At 49.5% G+C, this 16984-nt stretch carries 16 protein-coding genes and 2 pseudogenes; 16 read left to right on the top strand and 2 right to left on the bottom strand.

Annotation, left to right across the window (positions count from 1 at the left end; translation table 11 throughout):
* Positions 1-8: 8 nt before the first annotated feature.
* The 10 genes and pseudogenes from T458_RS30345 (at position 9) to T458_RS30305 (ending at position 9245) form a co-directional block, all read left to right on the top strand.
* On the top strand, positions 9-1133 hold the full coding sequence (locus T458_RS30345; protein ID WP_023554236.1) for a tyramine oxidase subunit B: 1125 nt from the start codon (positions 9-11) through the stop codon (positions 1131-1133).
* A gap of 182 nt (positions 1134-1315) precedes the next feature.
* Complete coding sequence (locus tag T458_RS30340) at positions 1316-1648, top strand: DUF3870 domain-containing protein (RefSeq protein WP_023554235.1); 333 nt, start codon at positions 1316-1318, stop codon at positions 1646-1648.
* 243 nt (positions 1649-1891) lie between these two features.
* Entirely contained in the window at positions 1892-3079 is a 1188-nt protein-coding gene (locus tag T458_RS30335; RefSeq protein ID WP_023554234.1) for an ABC transporter substrate-binding protein, read from the top strand.
* Between the two features lie 11 nt (positions 3080-3090).
* A complete protein-coding gene (locus tag T458_RS30330) occupies positions 3091-3969 on the top strand; it encodes a branched-chain amino acid ABC transporter permease (protein ID WP_023554233.1) in 879 nt (292 codons plus the stop codon).
* A gap of 15 nt (positions 3970-3984) precedes the next feature.
* On the top strand, positions 3985-4998 hold the full coding sequence (locus T458_RS30325; protein ID WP_023554232.1) for a branched-chain amino acid ABC transporter permease: 1014 nt from the start codon (positions 3985-3987) through the stop codon (positions 4996-4998).
* A pseudogene (locus T458_RS57500) lies at positions 4995-5750 on the top strand (ABC transporter ATP-binding protein); the annotation flags it as partial. The gene T458_RS30325 and the pseudogene T458_RS57500, both read left to right, overlap by 4 nt.
* A 57-nt stretch (positions 5751-5807) precedes the next feature.
* Entirely contained in the window at positions 5808-6539 is a 732-nt protein-coding gene (locus tag T458_RS57455) for an ABC transporter ATP-binding protein (protein ID WP_252989809.1), read from the top strand.
* A gap of 20 nt (positions 6540-6559) precedes the next feature.
* Complete coding sequence (locus T458_RS30315; RefSeq protein ID WP_023554230.1) at positions 6560-6877, top strand: DUF3870 domain-containing protein; 318 nt, start codon at positions 6560-6562, stop codon at positions 6875-6877.
* A 149-nt stretch (positions 6878-7026) separates the two neighbouring features.
* Positions 7027-8046, top strand: coding sequence for an LLM class flavin-dependent oxidoreductase (locus T458_RS30310; RefSeq protein ID WP_023554229.1), 1020 nt, complete (start codon positions 7027-7029; stop codon positions 8044-8046).
* A gap of 248 nt (positions 8047-8294) precedes the next feature.
* Positions 8295-9245 carry a D-2-hydroxyacid dehydrogenase gene (locus T458_RS30305; protein ID WP_023554228.1) on the top strand — a complete coding sequence of 317 codons (951 nt, stop codon included), beginning with the start codon at positions 8295-8297 and terminating at the stop codon, positions 9243-9245.
* 123 nt (positions 9246-9368) lie between these two features.
* Here T458_RS30305 and T458_RS30300 read toward each other — a convergent pair whose 3' ends face one another.
* Both T458_RS30300 and T458_RS30295 read right to left on the bottom strand, forming a co-directional pair.
* Positions 9369-10469 carry a hypothetical protein gene (locus T458_RS30300; protein WP_023554227.1) on the bottom strand — a complete coding sequence of 367 codons (1101 nt, stop codon included), beginning with the start codon at positions 10467-10469 and terminating at the stop codon, positions 9369-9371.
* Positions 10444-11034, bottom strand: a complete 591-nt coding sequence (locus T458_RS30295) for a sigma-70 family RNA polymerase sigma factor (protein WP_023554226.1) — start codon at positions 11032-11034, stop codon at positions 10444-10446. Before T458_RS30295 ends, T458_RS30300 begins: the two co-directional genes overlap by 26 nt.
* Before the next feature lie 359 nt (positions 11035-11393).
* Between T458_RS30295 and T458_RS57740 the strand changes: the two are divergent.
* The 6 genes and pseudogenes from T458_RS57740 to T458_RS30270 form a co-directional block, all read left to right on the top strand.
* Positions 11394-11516, top strand: a pseudogene (locus T458_RS57740) (RCC1-like domain-containing protein); the annotation flags it as partial.
* A 192-nt stretch (positions 11517-11708) separates the two neighbouring features.
* Positions 11709-12308, top strand: a complete 600-nt coding sequence (locus T458_RS30290) for a TetR/AcrR family transcriptional regulator (protein WP_023554225.1) — start codon at positions 11709-11711, stop codon at positions 12306-12308.
* Positions 12309-12363: 55 nt separating this feature from the next.
* Positions 12364-13557 carry an MFS transporter gene (locus T458_RS30285; protein WP_023554224.1) on the top strand — a complete coding sequence of 398 codons (1194 nt, stop codon included), beginning with the start codon at positions 12364-12366 and terminating at the stop codon, positions 13555-13557.
* 106 nt (positions 13558-13663) lie between these two features.
* Entirely contained in the window at positions 13664-14281 is a 618-nt protein-coding gene (locus T458_RS30280; RefSeq protein WP_023554223.1) for a DNA-3-methyladenine glycosylase family protein, read from the top strand.
* A gap of 29 nt (positions 14282-14310) precedes the next feature.
* On the top strand, positions 14311-14994 hold the full coding sequence (locus T458_RS30275; protein WP_023554222.1) for a DNA alkylation repair protein: 684 nt from the start codon (positions 14311-14313) through the stop codon (positions 14992-14994).
* Positions 14995-15125: 131 nt separating this feature from the next.
* Positions 15126-16955, top strand: coding sequence for a UbiD family decarboxylase (locus T458_RS30270; RefSeq protein WP_023554221.1), 1830 nt, complete (start codon positions 15126-15128; stop codon positions 16953-16955).
* The last annotated feature ends 29 nt before the right edge of the window (positions 16956-16984 follow it).

The raw sequence follows: 16984 nt of genomic DNA, 5'->3' as shown, positions 1-16984 counted from the left end.
GATTGAGCATGTCTGATACACGGATCGATTTTTTGTACTTGTCCGAACCGGATGTCATCCAGGCAGGGGTATTGAATATGGAAAAATGCGTGGAGACCATCGAGAAGACATTTGCCTTGCTGGGGAAAGGCGACTATCTGATGGGAGGTCCGCGGGAGAATGAGCATGGCATCATGCTCTGGTTTCCGGAGGAACAGCGCACGCCGAAGATGCCGGTAGCGGGTCCTGATCGCCGCTTCATGTCGATGATCGCCTATGTAGGAGGAGAATTCCACGTCTGCGGAGACAAGTGGTACGGCTCCAATATAGAAAATACGAAGCGGGGCTTTCCTCGATCCATCCTGATGGTTACGCTGAATGATCCGGACACAGGGCAGCCGCTTGCCTATATGTCGGGCAATCTGATCAGCGCGATGCGAACAGGCGCGGTTCCAGGGGTTGCGGCGAAATACCTCGCGAGAAGCGGTTCTGAGGTGGCGGGCATTCTGGGGGCTGGAGTGATCAGCAGAGCGTGTCTGAAAGCTATCGCCGAAACGCAGAAGCAGCTAAAGGAAGTAAGAGTCTATGACTTGTTTTTGGAAAAAGCAGAGGCGTTTGCAAACGAGATGAGCGAACAACTCAACCTGAATGTAATTGCTGTCAGCAGTATGGAGGAGGCCGTCGCTCCCGCTGACATAATCAGTGTGGCTACTTCTGGTCACACGAAAGTGAAAATTGAAAAAGACTGGCTGAAGCCCGGAAGTCTAGTAACGCTGACAGGGACGGCTGATCTGGATGATTCGACCTATTTGGAAAGCAAAATCGTGGCAGATAACTGGAAAATGCACCAGTCATGGATGAATGATGCCAAGGAGCACCCCAAAGGCATGGCTAGCATTACGGAATGGACCCCTACCGGACAGCTGCTGCAATTAATCGACCAAGGCAGAGCGAAGCATCAGGATATCCTGAATCTCGGGGACATCGTATTGGGCAGCGTACAAGGCAGAACGGATGATTCAGAGCGGATCCTGTTCGTTACGGGGGGCATGCCGATCTATGATGTCGCTTGGGGGCATGCTGTCTATCGGGAAGCCTTGGCGAGAGGGATTGGTCAAAAGCTGAATTTGTGGGAACGTGCCCACTGGTCTTAACACGATAGACAGGAAATCCTCGATGGAGTCGCAAGAGGCGGCGAAGTCGAGGTTTTTTTGTGGAGAAAAACGTTTCTGGCAAGCTAGCAAATTGTAAAAAAAGGAATTAGAATTTATAATACAAATTCAACCAGGACTTTCCTAAGGTCCAAAAGACTACTTGTGTAAGGGTGGATCGATCGATGAATTGGGGATCAAATACAAAAAACGTGTTGGTCGCAGGATTTGCACAACTTCCGAAGGGGACGACCTTGTATGAAATCCAGAAAGTCGTCGGTTGTGTACTGGTGATCGATAGGGACACGAAGACGATCGTGGATGCTTCTTTTACTTTCGTAATGGGAGTTACCAATGATTTTATTTCGTCCATGGTCAGAGGAAAGTCTGTTGAAAACGGAATCCAAGCGATTGTGCAGGACATCGAGGAGCGTTTTCTGGTGCCGCCGCAAAGAGCCATTATTCAAGCACTGCGGGCTGCTTACGAACGATACTGCGATATGCACGAAATTAATTGAAAATAGATACTTTTACAAATATAAGCGTTTACATTTTTGCCACAGCTTGCTAAAATACCAGCAAGAGAAAAAACAAAGCGAAAGCACTGGCTTATCTACGGAGAATTGGCCTGAAAACCTGTTCCTAGCAAGTGGATAAAACACCAGTAGAAATCAAAAGCGGAGGAGCACCGTAATCAGGGCTCCATATTCGCTTTCGATTACTACTGGTTTTTTTATTGCCAAAAACAAAGGGGGATTCGTATGAAGCTTCGCAAAAGGTTGGGAATTTGGCTCAGTCTAGCTCTTGTTGCCAGCTTATTGGGATGCAGCAGCTCGACGGTGAAGACAGAGGGGGGAACAGCAGGAGCAACGTATAAGATTGGGGTGGATCTGGAGTTGACCGGGGGCTCATCCGTCTGGGGTGTCCCGCAAAAGAACGCAATCGAGATGCTCGTAAAGGAGATCAACGAAAAAGGCGGCATCAACGGCGTACCGATCGAACTGATCGTCTACGACAACGAATCCAGTGAGACACAAGCTTTGATCGTTGCGAAGAAAATGGTAGAGCAGGATCAGGTGCTGGCCATTATCGGGGGCGGTACAACCCCTACAACCATGCCGATCGTACCGTACGTTACCCAGCAGCAAGTACCGCTCGTATCCGTCGGGTCCGGTGACGGGATTACAAGCCCGGTGAATGAACGGGAGTGGATTTTTAAAACACCAAGCAACAACCGGGATATAGCGAAAAGCATCGTGTCTTTCTTGAAGCAAAAAGGAAAAACGTCGGTCGCATTCCTGTCTATGAACAATGCGTATGGGGAAAGCGGCAAACAAGCCTTCGAAGCACTCGCGAAGGAAGAGGGCATCGCGATCATCGCCGCTGAAAAATTCGGCGCGGGTGACAAGGACATGAAACCACAGCTGACCAACATCAAAGCCAAAAATCCAGATGCCATCATCGTGTGGGCCATTCCGCCGTCAGCTTCCATCGTGAACCGCAATTTTTGGGAGTTGAAAATGGATCAGATGCTGATCTACAGCGCAGGCGCCGGTGCCAATGCCTTCATCGATCTGGCGGGAAAAGAGGCAGCAGAGGGAACCTATATCGCTTCCGGGAAGGTATGGGTTGCCGATCAGCTAGATGGCAACGATCCGCAGCAAGCGTTGTTGACCAAATACGTCAAGGATTATGAGAGCAGCTTCCAAACTGGTGTCAGTCCAATCGACGGGATGGCATACGACGCCGCACTGCTCGTGACCAAAGCGATCGAGATGTCCACAGAAAATGTCACTCGTCAATCCATCCGCGACAATCTCGAAAAAATTCAAGGCTTAGTAGGTGCTACTGGAATTTTCAACATGAGCCCGAATGATCATACAGGTCTGAAACCGGAGGATGTCATCATCCTGCAGGTTCAAAATGGCAAATGGGTGATCGCGAAATAGGAGGATCGAGAATGTCTGGAGCGGACTTGATTCAATTAATCGTATCGGGGCTAACCGTAGGCGGATTCTACGCATTGATCTCTGTCGGTTTTGTCACCATCTACAACGTCAATGGAGTGATCAATTTCGCCCAAGGTGAATTTGTCATGGTGGGGGCGATGAGCGCTGCATCGCTCGTATCGGCGGGATGCCCGCTTTGGTTGGCTTGCATCGTTGCGATATTAGTAGCTGCAGTTGTTGGGGCAATCGTCCAAAAGATCGCTTTGCACCCGGCGCGATTCAGCAGCGAAGTGGTGTTGATCATCATTACGATCGGAATCTCTACTGCGCTGCGGGGAATTGCCCAGATCACTTTCGGCAGCAACCCGCTGACATTGCCGGCTTTTCTCTCAGGCGAGCCTGTCCACTTCTTGGGAGCCTACGTCCCGCGGCAAGATTTTTTTATCGCCGGCATCACGCTGGTCAGCATGGTCCTTCTCTATCTGTTCTTTGAGAAGACGATGACGGGTTCCGCACTGCGTGCCTGCATGATGAATCGCGAAGTCAGCCGGTTGGTGGGAATTTCTCCGAATCGCATGGCCTTACTGGCATTTGGCCTCGGAGCTGCTTTGGCAGGGATCGTGGGAGTGGCCATTGCGCCTGTGTCATTGGCTACTTATGACATGGGCATGATGATCGGGCTCAAAGGCTTTGTCGCGGCGACCATCGGCGGACTAGTCAACATTCCTGGAGCGGTGATCGGCGGATTGCTGCTCGGGCTGGCTGAATCGTTGGGCGCAGGGTTGATTTCATCCGGATACAAGGATGCGATCGCGTTCTTGATCTTGCTCCTGGTTCTCGTCTTCCGCCCGCAGGGTATTGTCGGAGCCAAAAGCGGAAAACGGGTGTAAGGGGAGAGTGGCTACGTGGAAAGAATCGTGCAAGTTCACAAACCTGCTGCAATCGGCATGAAAAGATGGGGATTGGTAGTCTTGGGTGTCATCGGCGCGGCCGCATTGCCCCTCTTGGTCAACTCGTACCTGACCAGCGTGCTAGTGATTATCGGAATCTATTGCATCACGACGGTCGGCGTCAGCTTATTGATGGGCTTCGCCGGATTGGTCTCTCTGGCTCAAGCCGCATTCTGGGGAGTAGGGGCTTATGCTACAGGCGTCATGGCGGTCTCATTCGGGATCAGTCCGTGGCTGGGAATTGTTCTGGGGGTGCTCCTTTCAGGCTTGCTTGCCTTCGGACTGGGCTGGATCACGCGGAATCTGAATGGGCATTATTTTTCCCTCGCTACACTTGGCTTCGGAATCGTGCTGAATATTGTCCTGATTGAGGAGAGTGAGTGGACGGGAGGTTCATCCGGCCTGTCAGGGATACCCGGGCTGTCATTTGGTTCGATCTCCCTCTCCGGTGATACGGCATGGTATTACTTCGTCTGGGCAATCGTCCTGCTGTGCTTGTTTTTGTGCAGGAATCTCGTCCATTCCGGCTGGGGCCGAAATCTGCGTTCGATGCATGCCAGCCAGGCAGCATCGGAATCGATGGGGATCCATACAGGACGGTATCGGCTTCAAGCATTTGTGATCAGCGCTCTCTTCACCGGTCTAAGCGGCGGGTTGTATGCGTGCTACATGAGTTTTATCAGTCCAGCTGTCTTTAACTTTGACATGTCGATCAAATTCGTCATCATGGCGGTTTTGGGCGGACTTGTCTCGATCTGGGGCTCTTTGGTTGGAGTGGTCGTCGTCACGCTGCTGGTAGAGGCACTGCGGCAATACGTTCCGGTGATTCTGCAGGATTCCAGTTCTGGCGGAGCGATTGAGGTGATCTTTTTCGGCGTGCTGCTGGTAGCCATCATGGTCTATCTGCCGAATGGAATCATGGGAATGTTTCAGAAAAGAAAGTCGAACATGCGGGTGAATGCGAAATGACGGAAGCATTATTGGAATTTCAAGACGTCACCAAGAGCTTTGGCGGAGTCATTGCAGTTAACAACAATACGTTTCAAGTGGAAAAAGGCAAGGTCGTAGCGCTGATTGGCCCGAATGGGGCAGGCAAAACATCTACGTTTAACTGCATAACCGGGATGTACACGCCAGATGCGGGAGAGGTCCGGTATAACGGTGAGAAGATCAACCATCTCAAACCGCATAAGATCGCCAAGCTGGGCATCGCAAGAACCTTTCAAAACCTGCAGATTTTCACCAATCTGAGCGTGCTGGAGAATGTCATGGTAGCAGCAAAGGAGACGAGAAAGCCCAACGTCTTGTCCTCGATGCTTCGCCTGCCCGGGATCAGAGCGGACGAAGAACGGGCGCGAAAGCTGGCGCTCGACATGCTGGAGCTGGTCGGTTTGACGGATCGGGCGCAGGTTTTGGCCAATGATTTGTCGTTTGGGGAACAGCGTCTGCTCGAGGTGGCGCGTGCTTTGGCGCTTCGACCCAAGCTACTTTTGCTGGATGAACCGCTGTCTGGCTTGAGCCGCGAGGAAGTCAACGGGATGGTAGCATTGATTCAAAAGCTGAAGAAGGACGGCCTGACCATCTTCCTCATCGAGCATGATCTGTCGACAGTGATGGAGATTTCCGACCACATCATCGTCCTTGATTTTGGCAGCAAAATAGCGGAGGGAAAACCAGACGAAGTGCGCAGCAATGAACGTGTCATCGAAGCCTATCTGGGACGAGACGTCAAAAAGCAATACGAAGTTCCCGAAAGCAAGCGGGAGGACCGCGAGCCGATCTTGACATTGAAAGATATCCATACCTATCGCTCCACGATTCACGCCCTCAAAGGCGTTGATCTGCAGATCGACAAGGGCTCTCTCGTCGCAGTTATCGGTGCCAACGGGGCCGGGAAATCAACGCTGCTCGGTACAATCGCTGGTCAGTACAGCCCCAAACAAGGGACGATTTTTTTCGAGAACAAGGCGATGGAAAAGCTGCCGGCAGAAATCGTCTCACGGATGGGAATCAATCTTGTGCCGGAGCGAAGGGGCATGTTTGCCGAACTGACTGTCGAAGAGAGCATTCGGTTGGGAGCATATCCGCGGCTTGACTCCCTGCTGATTCCTGCAAATGAGAAGCGCAGGATCGAGGAAGAGATGGAGCAGATGTACCAGCTATTCCCCAGGCTGAAGGAAAGGCGCAGGCAACTGGCTGGCACGCTGAGCGGAGGGGAGCAGCAGATGCTGGCTATCGTTCGCGGGCTGATGGCACACCCCAGGGTGCTCTTGCTTGACGAACCCTCTCTCGGCTTGGCGCCGTTGATCGTGGAGGAAATTTTCGACCGTCTCTATCAGCTAAAGCAGTCCGACATGACGATCATCCTCGTCGAGCAGAACGCCAAAGCAGCGCTGCAAATCGCAGACTATGCCTATGTCCTGGAAAATGGTCGAATCAAGCTGGAAGGGCTCCCGCAACACTTATTGCAGGATTCGCGCATTCGGGACGCGTACCTGAGCAGTCACTAGTGTGAGGAGGTGAGAGAGAAGTGAGTAGGAGCAACAGCCTGGTCATGACAGCAGGATTTGCCGAGTTTCCCAAGGATACGTCTTTGCACGAGGTGTACCGCATGATCGGCTGTGTGATGATTGTCGACAAGGAGACAGAGACGATCCACGATATTTCCTTTACCTTCGTCATGGAGCTGTCCAATCAATTCCTTGCGAATCTGCTTCGCGGAGTTAGTCTGCGAAATGGATTGGATGAGGTGAGGAAGCGGTTGAAAGAGTCCATCAAGGTACCCGGCGTAGGAGCGATTCAGTATGCGATCCAGCAAGCCTATGACCGCTATTGCGAATTGAAATAATAGTACATGCTGAGTTATCCATGGGAGAAAAGCAAACCTTTTCTTCAAAAAATGGATTTCCGCCAGCACATCCAAACAGGACGAAAGGTCTTTTTGGTGTGCTGGTTTGTATTTTCTACAACCACACCTGATCTTAGGAGGAACGACTTATGAAATTTGGATTATTCACTGTTTTTGACAACTATTCCGACCGATATGCACGCACAGCCGAGGAGATGCTGTATGAAGTATTGGAGCAGACAGAGCTTGCCGATCGCTTGGGCTACGACTCCGTCTGGTACGCTGAGCACCATTTCAGCGAGTACGGCATCTTGACCTCGCCGCATATGCTGATCACCGCAGCCGCGCAGCGCACAAATCGGATACGTCTCGGCGTATCCATCGTCTCACTGCCTTTTCACAATCCCTTGCGCGTCGCAGAGGACTATGCGTTGGCGGACGTGTTCAGCAATGGCCGGCTGAATCTCGGTCTCGGTAGCGGATATTTGCCGCATGAGTTCGCCGGGTTCAACCTAGATGGAAAAGACAAAGCGTTTCGTTTTAATGACGCATTGGCTGTAATCGAAAAAGCGTGGAAGGGAGAGGGGTTTAGCCATCAAGGCGAGTTTTATCAGTTTTCGGATGTTCAGTTGAAGCTTTTGCCCAAGCAAAAAGAAGTGCCGCTCTGGATTGGCGCGCTTCGTCCTCAGGGGGTCAAATATGTAGGGGCGATGGGGTACAACATCATGGGTGTTCCGTATGTGGCAGCCAACTCGATTCAGGAACTTGCAGGGATCATTCAGGATTTCAAGGTTGCGTATCGGGGTGCCGGCCATGATGAGAGCAGGATCAATATCCCGCTGGCTTTGCATACGTACGTCGCGGAAACGCGTGAAGAAGCGATCGAGACAGCGAGGGAGCATTTGAATCTCTATCTGGCAACCCGGCAATATGGGAAAGGAGCGGCCTTCGAGGATCTGCAAGCGAGAGAACAGCTCCTGATCGGTTCTCCCGAGGATGTGATCCAAATGATTCGCAGATACCAGGAGATCGGGATGGATCATGTGATGATGCTGATGAACTTTGGCGCTCTGCCGCATGAGAAAGTGATGAAATCGATGGAGCTCGTCGCCCGGGAGGTCATGCCTGCCTTTCAGCAGCAAGCGAAGGACCCCGGTTATGTCAGATAGGATATAGAGTTCTTTGATTCGAGGATAAAGTGTTCATTTCAGAGCATTTTATCCTCTCTTTTTGTTCAATTTGAACTCGTGTGTCCAATCATACATTGAAGATTTGATTAAATAGGCTAAAATGAAGCTGACACGACGCAATACATGCGAAATGGCTCTGTGCTGGAGAATACTCAGCCAAGACGATTGAATTTGCGCAATATTGATTTTCATAACCAAATGCGTTTGAAAAGAGTGGGGGAATCAAAATGAACAAAGCAGCCAAAATCCTGATCTATACACCGTCAGATGCCAGTACATACGCAGACATGCTAAAAGAGAAAGGATTTACGAACGTCCATGCTGCAACGACGTCGGAAGAGGCAGAGGCGAACCTTCCCGAAACAGAGATCCTAATGCAATGGAAGTTTCCGCTGCATCTGCTCGAACGTCCTGAGGCAAGCTCCGTCAAGTGGGTTCAGTCCCTGGGAGCAGGTGTGGATGACCTGATGCGCTCTACCTCCATTCGCGAGGATATCGTGATCACGCGTGTCGTGGATCAATTCGGCGGCCCGATGTCTGAATATGTATTTGCCCAGCTGCTCTATGTCTATCAAGATATTGCGAGAAGCCAGGCAGCTCAAAAAGAGAGAAGCTGGCAGCCGTTCTTAACACAGCTTTTGCAAGGGCAGACCATCGGCATCGCCGGTCTCGGTTCCATAGGGAAAGAAGTGATCCGAAAAGCGCGTGCTTTTGATATGCAGGTATACGGCCTAAGCTACAGCGGGAAGGAAGCGCATTTGGTAGATCGCCACTTCGGTCCGAATGAATGGCATGATTTTGTCAAAGACTTGGATGTTCTGGTCCTGATCTTGCCGTTGACGGAACAAACCAGGCATGCAGTCAACCGCGATGTTTTGCTGGCAATGAAGCCCTCCGCCTGTTTGGTCAATATCGGGCGAGGCTCGCTGATTGCCGAAGAAGAGCTAATCGATGTATTGCGATCGGGGCATCTGAGGGCGGCCATTCTGGATGTATTTGAGCAAGAGCCGCTTCCGGCGGACAATCCGCTTTGGACATTGCCGCAAGCGTACATAACCCCGCATATGTCAGGGCCCAGCACCCAAGAGCGGCTGGGACAGTACTTGCTTGCCAACCTCAGACGGTATGGAAAAGGCGAGCCGTTGACAGGCGTCGTGGACCGAAAAGCAGGATATTAGGAAATGACAGGCTTTGCTTATAACTCATGGTATGCCCCCATTGAATAGAAAGGGCCGGTATCCTCTCATCGAAGGATACCGGCCGCTTATTACTTATCTGACCTCATCAGCCGTGACTTATGATTACTTCTGTGGTGTTTCATTTTTGTGATCAAGGATTGGCAATAGTTTTGGTTCAATATCTTTTAACAATTGTTCTTTTGAGCGATTGCTTTTAGGAACCACTCCATTTTGTTCAGCTTTCAGCTGTATTTCAACCTGTGTATTTGCAATCACCTCGAGCACTTGTTGTTTGGTGATATTTTTAGACGCTGCAATATCCGCAACAGAGAGGCCTTTTGCCAGTTCTTCTTTTAATTCTGTCGGGCTGATTTGTAGCAAAGCAAACAGTTTATCATCGTTTAAAATGGAATCATACGTATAATCAGGCTTGCCATCCCTTGTGAACAAACCTTCTACTTTGATGTGCGAAGGTGCAGGCTCGCCTCCTACCCGAGTAAGATTAATGGCGTTGTCGTGAACAAATACTTGGTAGAACGGGGTATCTGCTCCTTTTATGATGTAATTCAACATCAATACTTTTTGATTCGGGTTCTCCATTTGTTCCATAGCAAACTCGTATGCATTTACGTTACCATACATGTTATCAATGAGAGTATCTACCTTCGCCTTGATTTCCTGATCGGTTAACGTAATGAGCGGCTTCTCCTTAGGCTCCCAATTCTCTTGATCCACGTGTTCAATCTCACCTGTACCACCATTTATATGAAGGGTAATCTTTTTACCGGTTCCGCCTTTTTCCTGCAGGATGATGCTTGTTTGGTTCACATTTACTTTGGATAACTCAGTGGAGTCTTTCGGGTTGATTGCATCACCTTGAACGTTGCTTGCCTCGATGATCTCAAACGATTTTGTTTCGGGAAATGCGCTATACAGCTTCTCAAGTGTTGCTTTGCTAACCTCATCTACCTTGACTTGTTCAGCAGTCAATGGTGTTCTAGTAAGCATTTCAAGCAGGGGAGGGGCAGCAAATGCAGCGGTTGGAATCAAAATCGCAGCAGCAACAATTCCACCAATTACTCTTTTTTTCATCGTCATTTCTCTCCTTTTTGGTTGAAAATAGCGAGTATAGGATTGTTCGATTCGTTTCGAAATTTCCGGAGGACACTCCATCGATTCTGCCTCGTTGAGTAGATGTTCACGGATTTTGCGTTCGATAGTCATTGATCGTTTCCATCCTTTCTGGGAGGAGAGTCCCTAAGTCTTTTCGAAGCGCCTGGAGGCCAGCATGATATCTGGACTTGACTGTACCCAGCGGAATCTCGAGCATAGTCGCAATTTCCTCAAGCGTATAGTCGTGAAAAAAGCGGAGGATAATCACTGCCCGCTGTTTGTCGGTCAGCTTTCGTATGGACTGCGATATCATTTGATGCGTTCCATCCATCAACGCAGTAGGTTGATCCCAATAAGATTCTTCCCGAGAGAAGGCAAGGATGCGTTCAAAAATTCGGAATCTCCTCCAGTTCTTGACCCGAAATCTCTGCACTTGACGGATTACCAAGCCGTGCAGCCAGAAGTGGAAAGGACGGTTCGTATCGTAGTTGTCAAGTGAGATCCACATTTGCATATAGATCTCGTTCATGACATCTTCCCGATCCTGTTGGTGATCCACCAGAAAGGAGACTGTGCGGTAGACGTCCTGAAAGGTGGCATCATACATCTCATGAAACGCTTGTTGATCACCTTCCTTCATTTTTTTGAGTAGCTGGTACATATGTTCACCTTGCATGAAGAGGGCCCTCCTGAGTAAGCTGCTTACACCCTATATTGTCTCTCTATCAGAAAAAGGTTCGGTTCTCTTCTTCGATTTTTTACAAACGGTTGAGCGCAAGAAGCTCTCGGTCCGAAAAAACAATCAGAGATGCCACGACCCATCATAGGTAAATTAGGACCGTATTCAAGCCAAAAAGCAGCGACTGAGAGATGGGACGAATGGAAGCCTTGCTTCGTTGCATCATGTGTTCTCTAAATAGAGGAGAAGCAATGAATTCCATTGCCAGAGCATTCAATTAGTGTCTGGAATACGAAAAATGATGAATGAAGGGGGATTTGATCTTGAATACCGTTGCGGACAAAAGATTCGACACAATAGCGGCGGGTTATCGACATACCGTCGGGCTTACATCGGACGGCACGGTGGTTGCTGTGGGCGATCATACATATGGACAATGCGATGTGTACGGCTGGCGTGGCATCCAAAATAGCAGGTAATCAGGCTCTCGGATCAGATATCTCATTATGAAAGCCATGCGTCGATCTCCCACGTATGGCTTATAATGTGTGTTGTGCTGGGCGAAAAAAACTCTACTTCGCTCCTTTCTGATTTGGTATGATACAGAATGAACGTTCAGTATAAAATGCATGCGAGTCATCCGTTATATCGAAACGGGAGGTGGAGTCACCTTGAATAAAAAGCAAATGCAAAGCGAACAAACAAAGAAGCGGGTTGCCGAAGCCGCTCGCTCCCTTTTTGCCTTAAAGGGCTACAAAGCAACCTCGATTGAGGATATCGTAGCGGCTACGGGAAGCAGCAAAGGGAATATTTATTATCATTTCAAAAGTAAAGAAGGGCTATTTCTCTATCTGTTTGATGAATGGGATCGTGAGTGGGAAGAGAATTGGGAGAAAAAACAATGGCAGTATCAAACAATGAAAGAAAAGCTTTTCGGGATGGCTGAACAATTAGCTCTTGAGGATCTGAACCATCCTCTTAACCGGGCAGCAGAAGAGTTTTTTCACATGGAAGAGAAATCAAATGACGTGGAAGAGCGGATCAAAGCTATCTATCAAAACCACTTCCAGTTCTTCGAGACATTTATTCAGCGCGGAATCGATCAGGGAGAATTCAAGCATGTGAATGCCAAACACTTGGCTATTGGATTGGAAAGCATGTTTGTCGGTCTGAGTCAGATGTCGCGAGCAGCCTCATCCGAGGATGTAGGGAAGCTTTATCAGTCAGCTGTGCAGGCCTTTCTTTTTGGAATTGCTATAGATTCTGACTAAGTCTAGTTAATTCGCAAGATGTTAGCTCTCCCGTATAAGGGAATGGAGGTTATGTATGTCGTTATTATTGAAAAATCGAGGAGCGATGTTGCTCCTCATGCTCAATATTTTTCTGATTTTCACAGGAGTGGGTCTGGTCATCCCCATCATGCCCACCTATATGAACATCCTTCATATCAATGGGAGCATTTTGGGACTGCTGGTAGCGGCGTTTTCCCTGACACAGCTTCTTTTTTCACCATTGGCAGGAAAATTGTCCGACTCGTGGGGAAGAAAAAAGATCATTATCGCCGGGATGCTCGTCTTTGCATTTTCGGAATGGTTGTTTGGCTTCGCCAGCAGTCCCTTTTTGTTATTTGCTTCCCGAATGATCGGCGGGATTGGTGCAGCACTGACCATGCCAGCTGTCATGGCTTATACCGCAGATGTCACCACCGATGAAGAACGTGCCGGAGGGATGGGATTCATTAACGCCGCGATAACCACCGGTTTTATCATTGGCCCGGGGATCGGGGGATTTTTAGCGGAGTACGGGGTTCGCGTTCCTTTTTACGCGGCGGCGGCGGCTGCAGCTGTAGCAGCGCTAATCACCTTGCTGATCCTGCCAGAATCCGCTCGGCCGAAAACCAGAACATCTGCTGAATCCGTGCCAAAGAACAAACAAAACCTGCTCACGCAGCTGATGTCTTCGTATCGCGAGCCGTATTTTTTGAGTTTGATCATCGTATTTGTCATGTCATTCGGTCTGGCGAACTATGAGACGATTTTTGGCTTGTTCGTGGACCACAAGTTTGGTTTTACACCGAAAGACATCGCTTTTATCATTACGTTTGGATCGATTTCAGGGGCAGTCGTGCAGGTCACGATCTTTGGCTGGATTCTGAACCGTTTTGGGGAAGAACGAGTCATCACGACCTGTTTGATTATAGCCAGCTTATTCATCGTGCTGACCCTTTTCGTACAGCAATTCTGGGCTATCACCCTGGTTACTTTCATCCTGTTTTTGTCGATCGATATTCTGCGACCAGCGATTGGCACGCAGATGTCCAAAATGGCGCATGACCAGCAAGGGTATGTCGCGGGCCTGAATTCCGCCTTTACGAGTTTGGGAAACATCGCTGGTCCTGTCATAGCTGGTCTGCTCTTCGATATTCATATTGATTACCCGTATTTAGCAGCAGCACTGGTGCTGTTTGCTTGTTTTCTTCTGTCCTTGCGTGCGGCCAGAAAGAGCAGAATGGTGGCATAACATATTCAATATCTTGCTGTTTTATTGCACAATCTCTTCGTCATTCCTCTTACTTGCGATATAGTGGAAACAGCAAAGACATGAAGAGATCAGGAGGCTTGTGAAAGTGGGACCTGTTCGGACCAAGTTTTTTGAGTTCACCCAAGATGAGGTGGATTACCTCACAAAAGCCGATCCCCAGCTTGGGTCCGCCATGGCACGCTTGGGAAAAATCGAGCGTGTGATCATCCCTGATTTGTTCGCTGCACTCATCCATGCCATCGTCGGTCAACTCATTTCAGCAAAAGCAGCTGCGACAGTATGGGAACGAATGCAGAATCGTCTTGGCGAAATCTCGGCGCACAACCTGGCGAGGCAGACAATAGATGAAATACAAGCATGCGGGTTGACGATGAAAAAGGCGAACTGCATTCATGCGATTTCTTCGAGCATTGCGGAAGGAGCTTTTCTGCTGGAAGAAGTCAGGGATTTATCCGATCGGGAAGTGATTCAAAAACTGACTCAATTGCACGGCGTGGGAACATGGACGGCAGAAATGCTGCTGATCAATTGCCTGGAGCGCAGAGACGTTGTCAGCTGGGGAGATATCGCGATTCGACGCGGGATGATGAAGCTGTACGGTCTCGATTCGATTACGAAGGAGCAATTTGAAAAGTACCGTCACCGCTATTCACCACTTGGCTCAATTGCTTCCATCTACCTGTGGGAAATCTCATTTGCGTGAGGATGTCAAACCGAGAGAGGAATGATGAAGTGGACAAGACGGTAAAAGAGCAGCTCTTGGAATTGGCGGAGGAAAACTACCAGCGATTTGCCTCCTCGTTGCTCCCGACAATCGATAATGTGCTGGGCGTGCGATTGCCCTTGCTGCGCAAAATGGCAAAAACCATCGCAAAAGGGGACTGGCGTACATACCTGAAGCAAGCGGAAAACGACTATTTTGAAGAAATCATGCTGCAGGGGATGGTCATTGGCTGTGTCCGTTGTGACCTGGAGGAAAAGCTTCTCTACGTATCTGACTTTGTGCCCAAGATCGACAACTGGTCTGTATGCGACAGCTTTTGCGTCGGACTGACCTTCACAAAATCCAATCAGGAACGCGTGTGGGACTTTCTACAGCCATATCTCCAATCAAACAAAGAATACGAGCTTCGTTTTGGCGTTGTCATGCTCCTTAACTTCTATGTCGACCCTGTTTATATCCAGCGCGTATTCGAGAAGCTGGATATGATCAAGCATGAAGGTTACTATGTCAAAATGGCCGTTGCGTGGGCATTGTCGGTCTGCTATGTCAAGGACGCGCATGCCACACTGGCATACCTGCAGCAATGCTCCCTCGATGATTTTACCTACAACAAAACCCTGCAAAAAATCACGGAGTCTCATCGGGTGGATGCGGATACGAAAAAAAGGATACGTGCAATGAAACGAAAATGAACTATATTTTTGCCACCCATTTGAATTGGTTTTTGAGAATCGAAGGGGAGGCGGTTTAGTGGGAAAGTCAATAAATTCTTGGTAGAATAGGAAGACAGAATGTAGACTCTAGAGATTGGAGCCACTTGATCATGTACAGCAATTTGGAAGAGTGCATTATTGATTTGGAAAAAAATGGGCATTTAGTTCGCATAAAAGAAGAAGTAGACCCGTATCTTGAAATGGCGGCTATTCATTTGAAAGTATATGAAGCGCAGGGGCCTGCGCTGTTGTTTGAAAATGTAAAAGGCTCGAAATTCCGCGCAGTATCGAATCTTTTCGGCACGATCGAGCGCAGCCGTTTCATCTTTCGCGATACGTGGCAAGCCGCGGAGAACATCATCGCTCTTCGCAACGATCCCATGAAAGCCTTAAAAAATCCATTCAAGCATGTGGGCAGTGGCCTAGCAGCATGGAAAGCCCTGCCAATGCAAAAAACATCGAGCGAGCCCGTCACTGCTCAAGAGATCAAGATCACAGATCTGCCGCTGATCCAAAGCTGGCCGATGGACGGCGGTGCTTTTGTCACCTTGCCGCAAATCTACAGTGAGGATCCAGAGAAGCCAGGGATCATGAATTCCAATCTGGGGATGTATCGCGTCCAATTGACCGGAAACGAGTACGAGGTGAATCGAGAGGTCGGATTGCATTACCAGATTCACCGTGGCATTGGCATCCACCAGGCCAAGGCAAACAAACTGGGCAAGCCGCTCAAGGTTAGCTGCTTTGTGGGGGGGCCGCCTTCCCACACCATATCGGCTGTTATGCCTCTGCCAGAGGGCATGAGCGAGCTGACCTTTGCCGGCTTGCTTGCGGGACGACGTTTTCAATACAGCTATATCGACGGCTATTGCATCAGCAATGACGCTGATTTCGTAATTACGGGAGAAATTTATCCGAACGAGACCAAACCGGAAGGGCCTTTCGGCGACCATCTGGGGTACTACAGCCTGACGCATCCATTTCCCGTTATGCGGGTCCATAAGGTGTATGCGAAGCCAAATGCCATCTGGCCGTTTACCGTCGTAGGCCGTCCGCCTCAGGAGGACACTTCCTTCGGTCAATTGATTCATGAATTGACAGGCGATGCGGTGAAGCAGGAGATCCCAGGCGTGAAGGAAGTGCATGCAGTCGACGCGGCTGGCGTTCATCCGCTGCTGTTTGCCATCGGCAGCGAACGGTATACGCCATACCAACCGGTCAAACAGCCTTCCGAAATTCTCACGATTGCCAATCGCATTCTGGGAACCGGACAGCTTAGTCTGGCAAAATACCTGTTTATTGCGGCGGAGGAGGATCGTCCGCTGGATACGCATGATGAAGTAGGATTTCTGAGCTATATTCTGGAGCGAATCGATCTGCACCGGGACATTCACTTCCAGACCAATACGACGATTGATACCTTGGATTATTCGGGTACAGGGCTGAATACTGGAAGCAAAGTGGTATTTGCAGCATGCGGTGACAAGAAGCGGGATCTGAGTACAGAGGTTCCTGAGGCATTGAAGGAAATCCGGGGTTATGGCAATGCACAGCTGGTGATGCCTGGAGTAGTCGCCTTGCAAGGGCCATCCTTTACCGACTACAAAATCGAGCAGACGGAAATGGAACAGCTCAGTAGCGCGCTTGGGGAAAAGGGGGGCATCGATACGTGTCCGTTGATCATTTTGTGCGATGACAGCTCGTTTTTGAGTGCAGATCTTAAAAACTTCCTCTGGGCCACCTTTACGAGAAGCAATCCATCACACGATATATACGGGGTCAACAGCTATTATTCCTACAAGCACTGGGGCTGCGACAACGTGATCATCGATGCACGGATCAAGCCGCATCACGCGCCTCCTCTTATTCCCGATCCCGCTGTGGAGAAGAGAATCGAGCGATTTTTTGTGAAGGGCGCTGTTCTTGGCGGATTGTTGTAAATACGATGCAAGCTAGCTGGACTGGCAGC

Origin of the sequence: Brevibacillus panacihumi W25 (genome assembly GCF_000503775.1) — a bacterium.
GTDB lineage: Bacteria > Bacillota > Bacilli > Brevibacillales > Brevibacillaceae > Brevibacillus > Brevibacillus panacihumi_A.
Note: the sequence above shows the minus strand (reverse complement) of the source record. Positions and strands in the feature narration are given on the sequence as shown.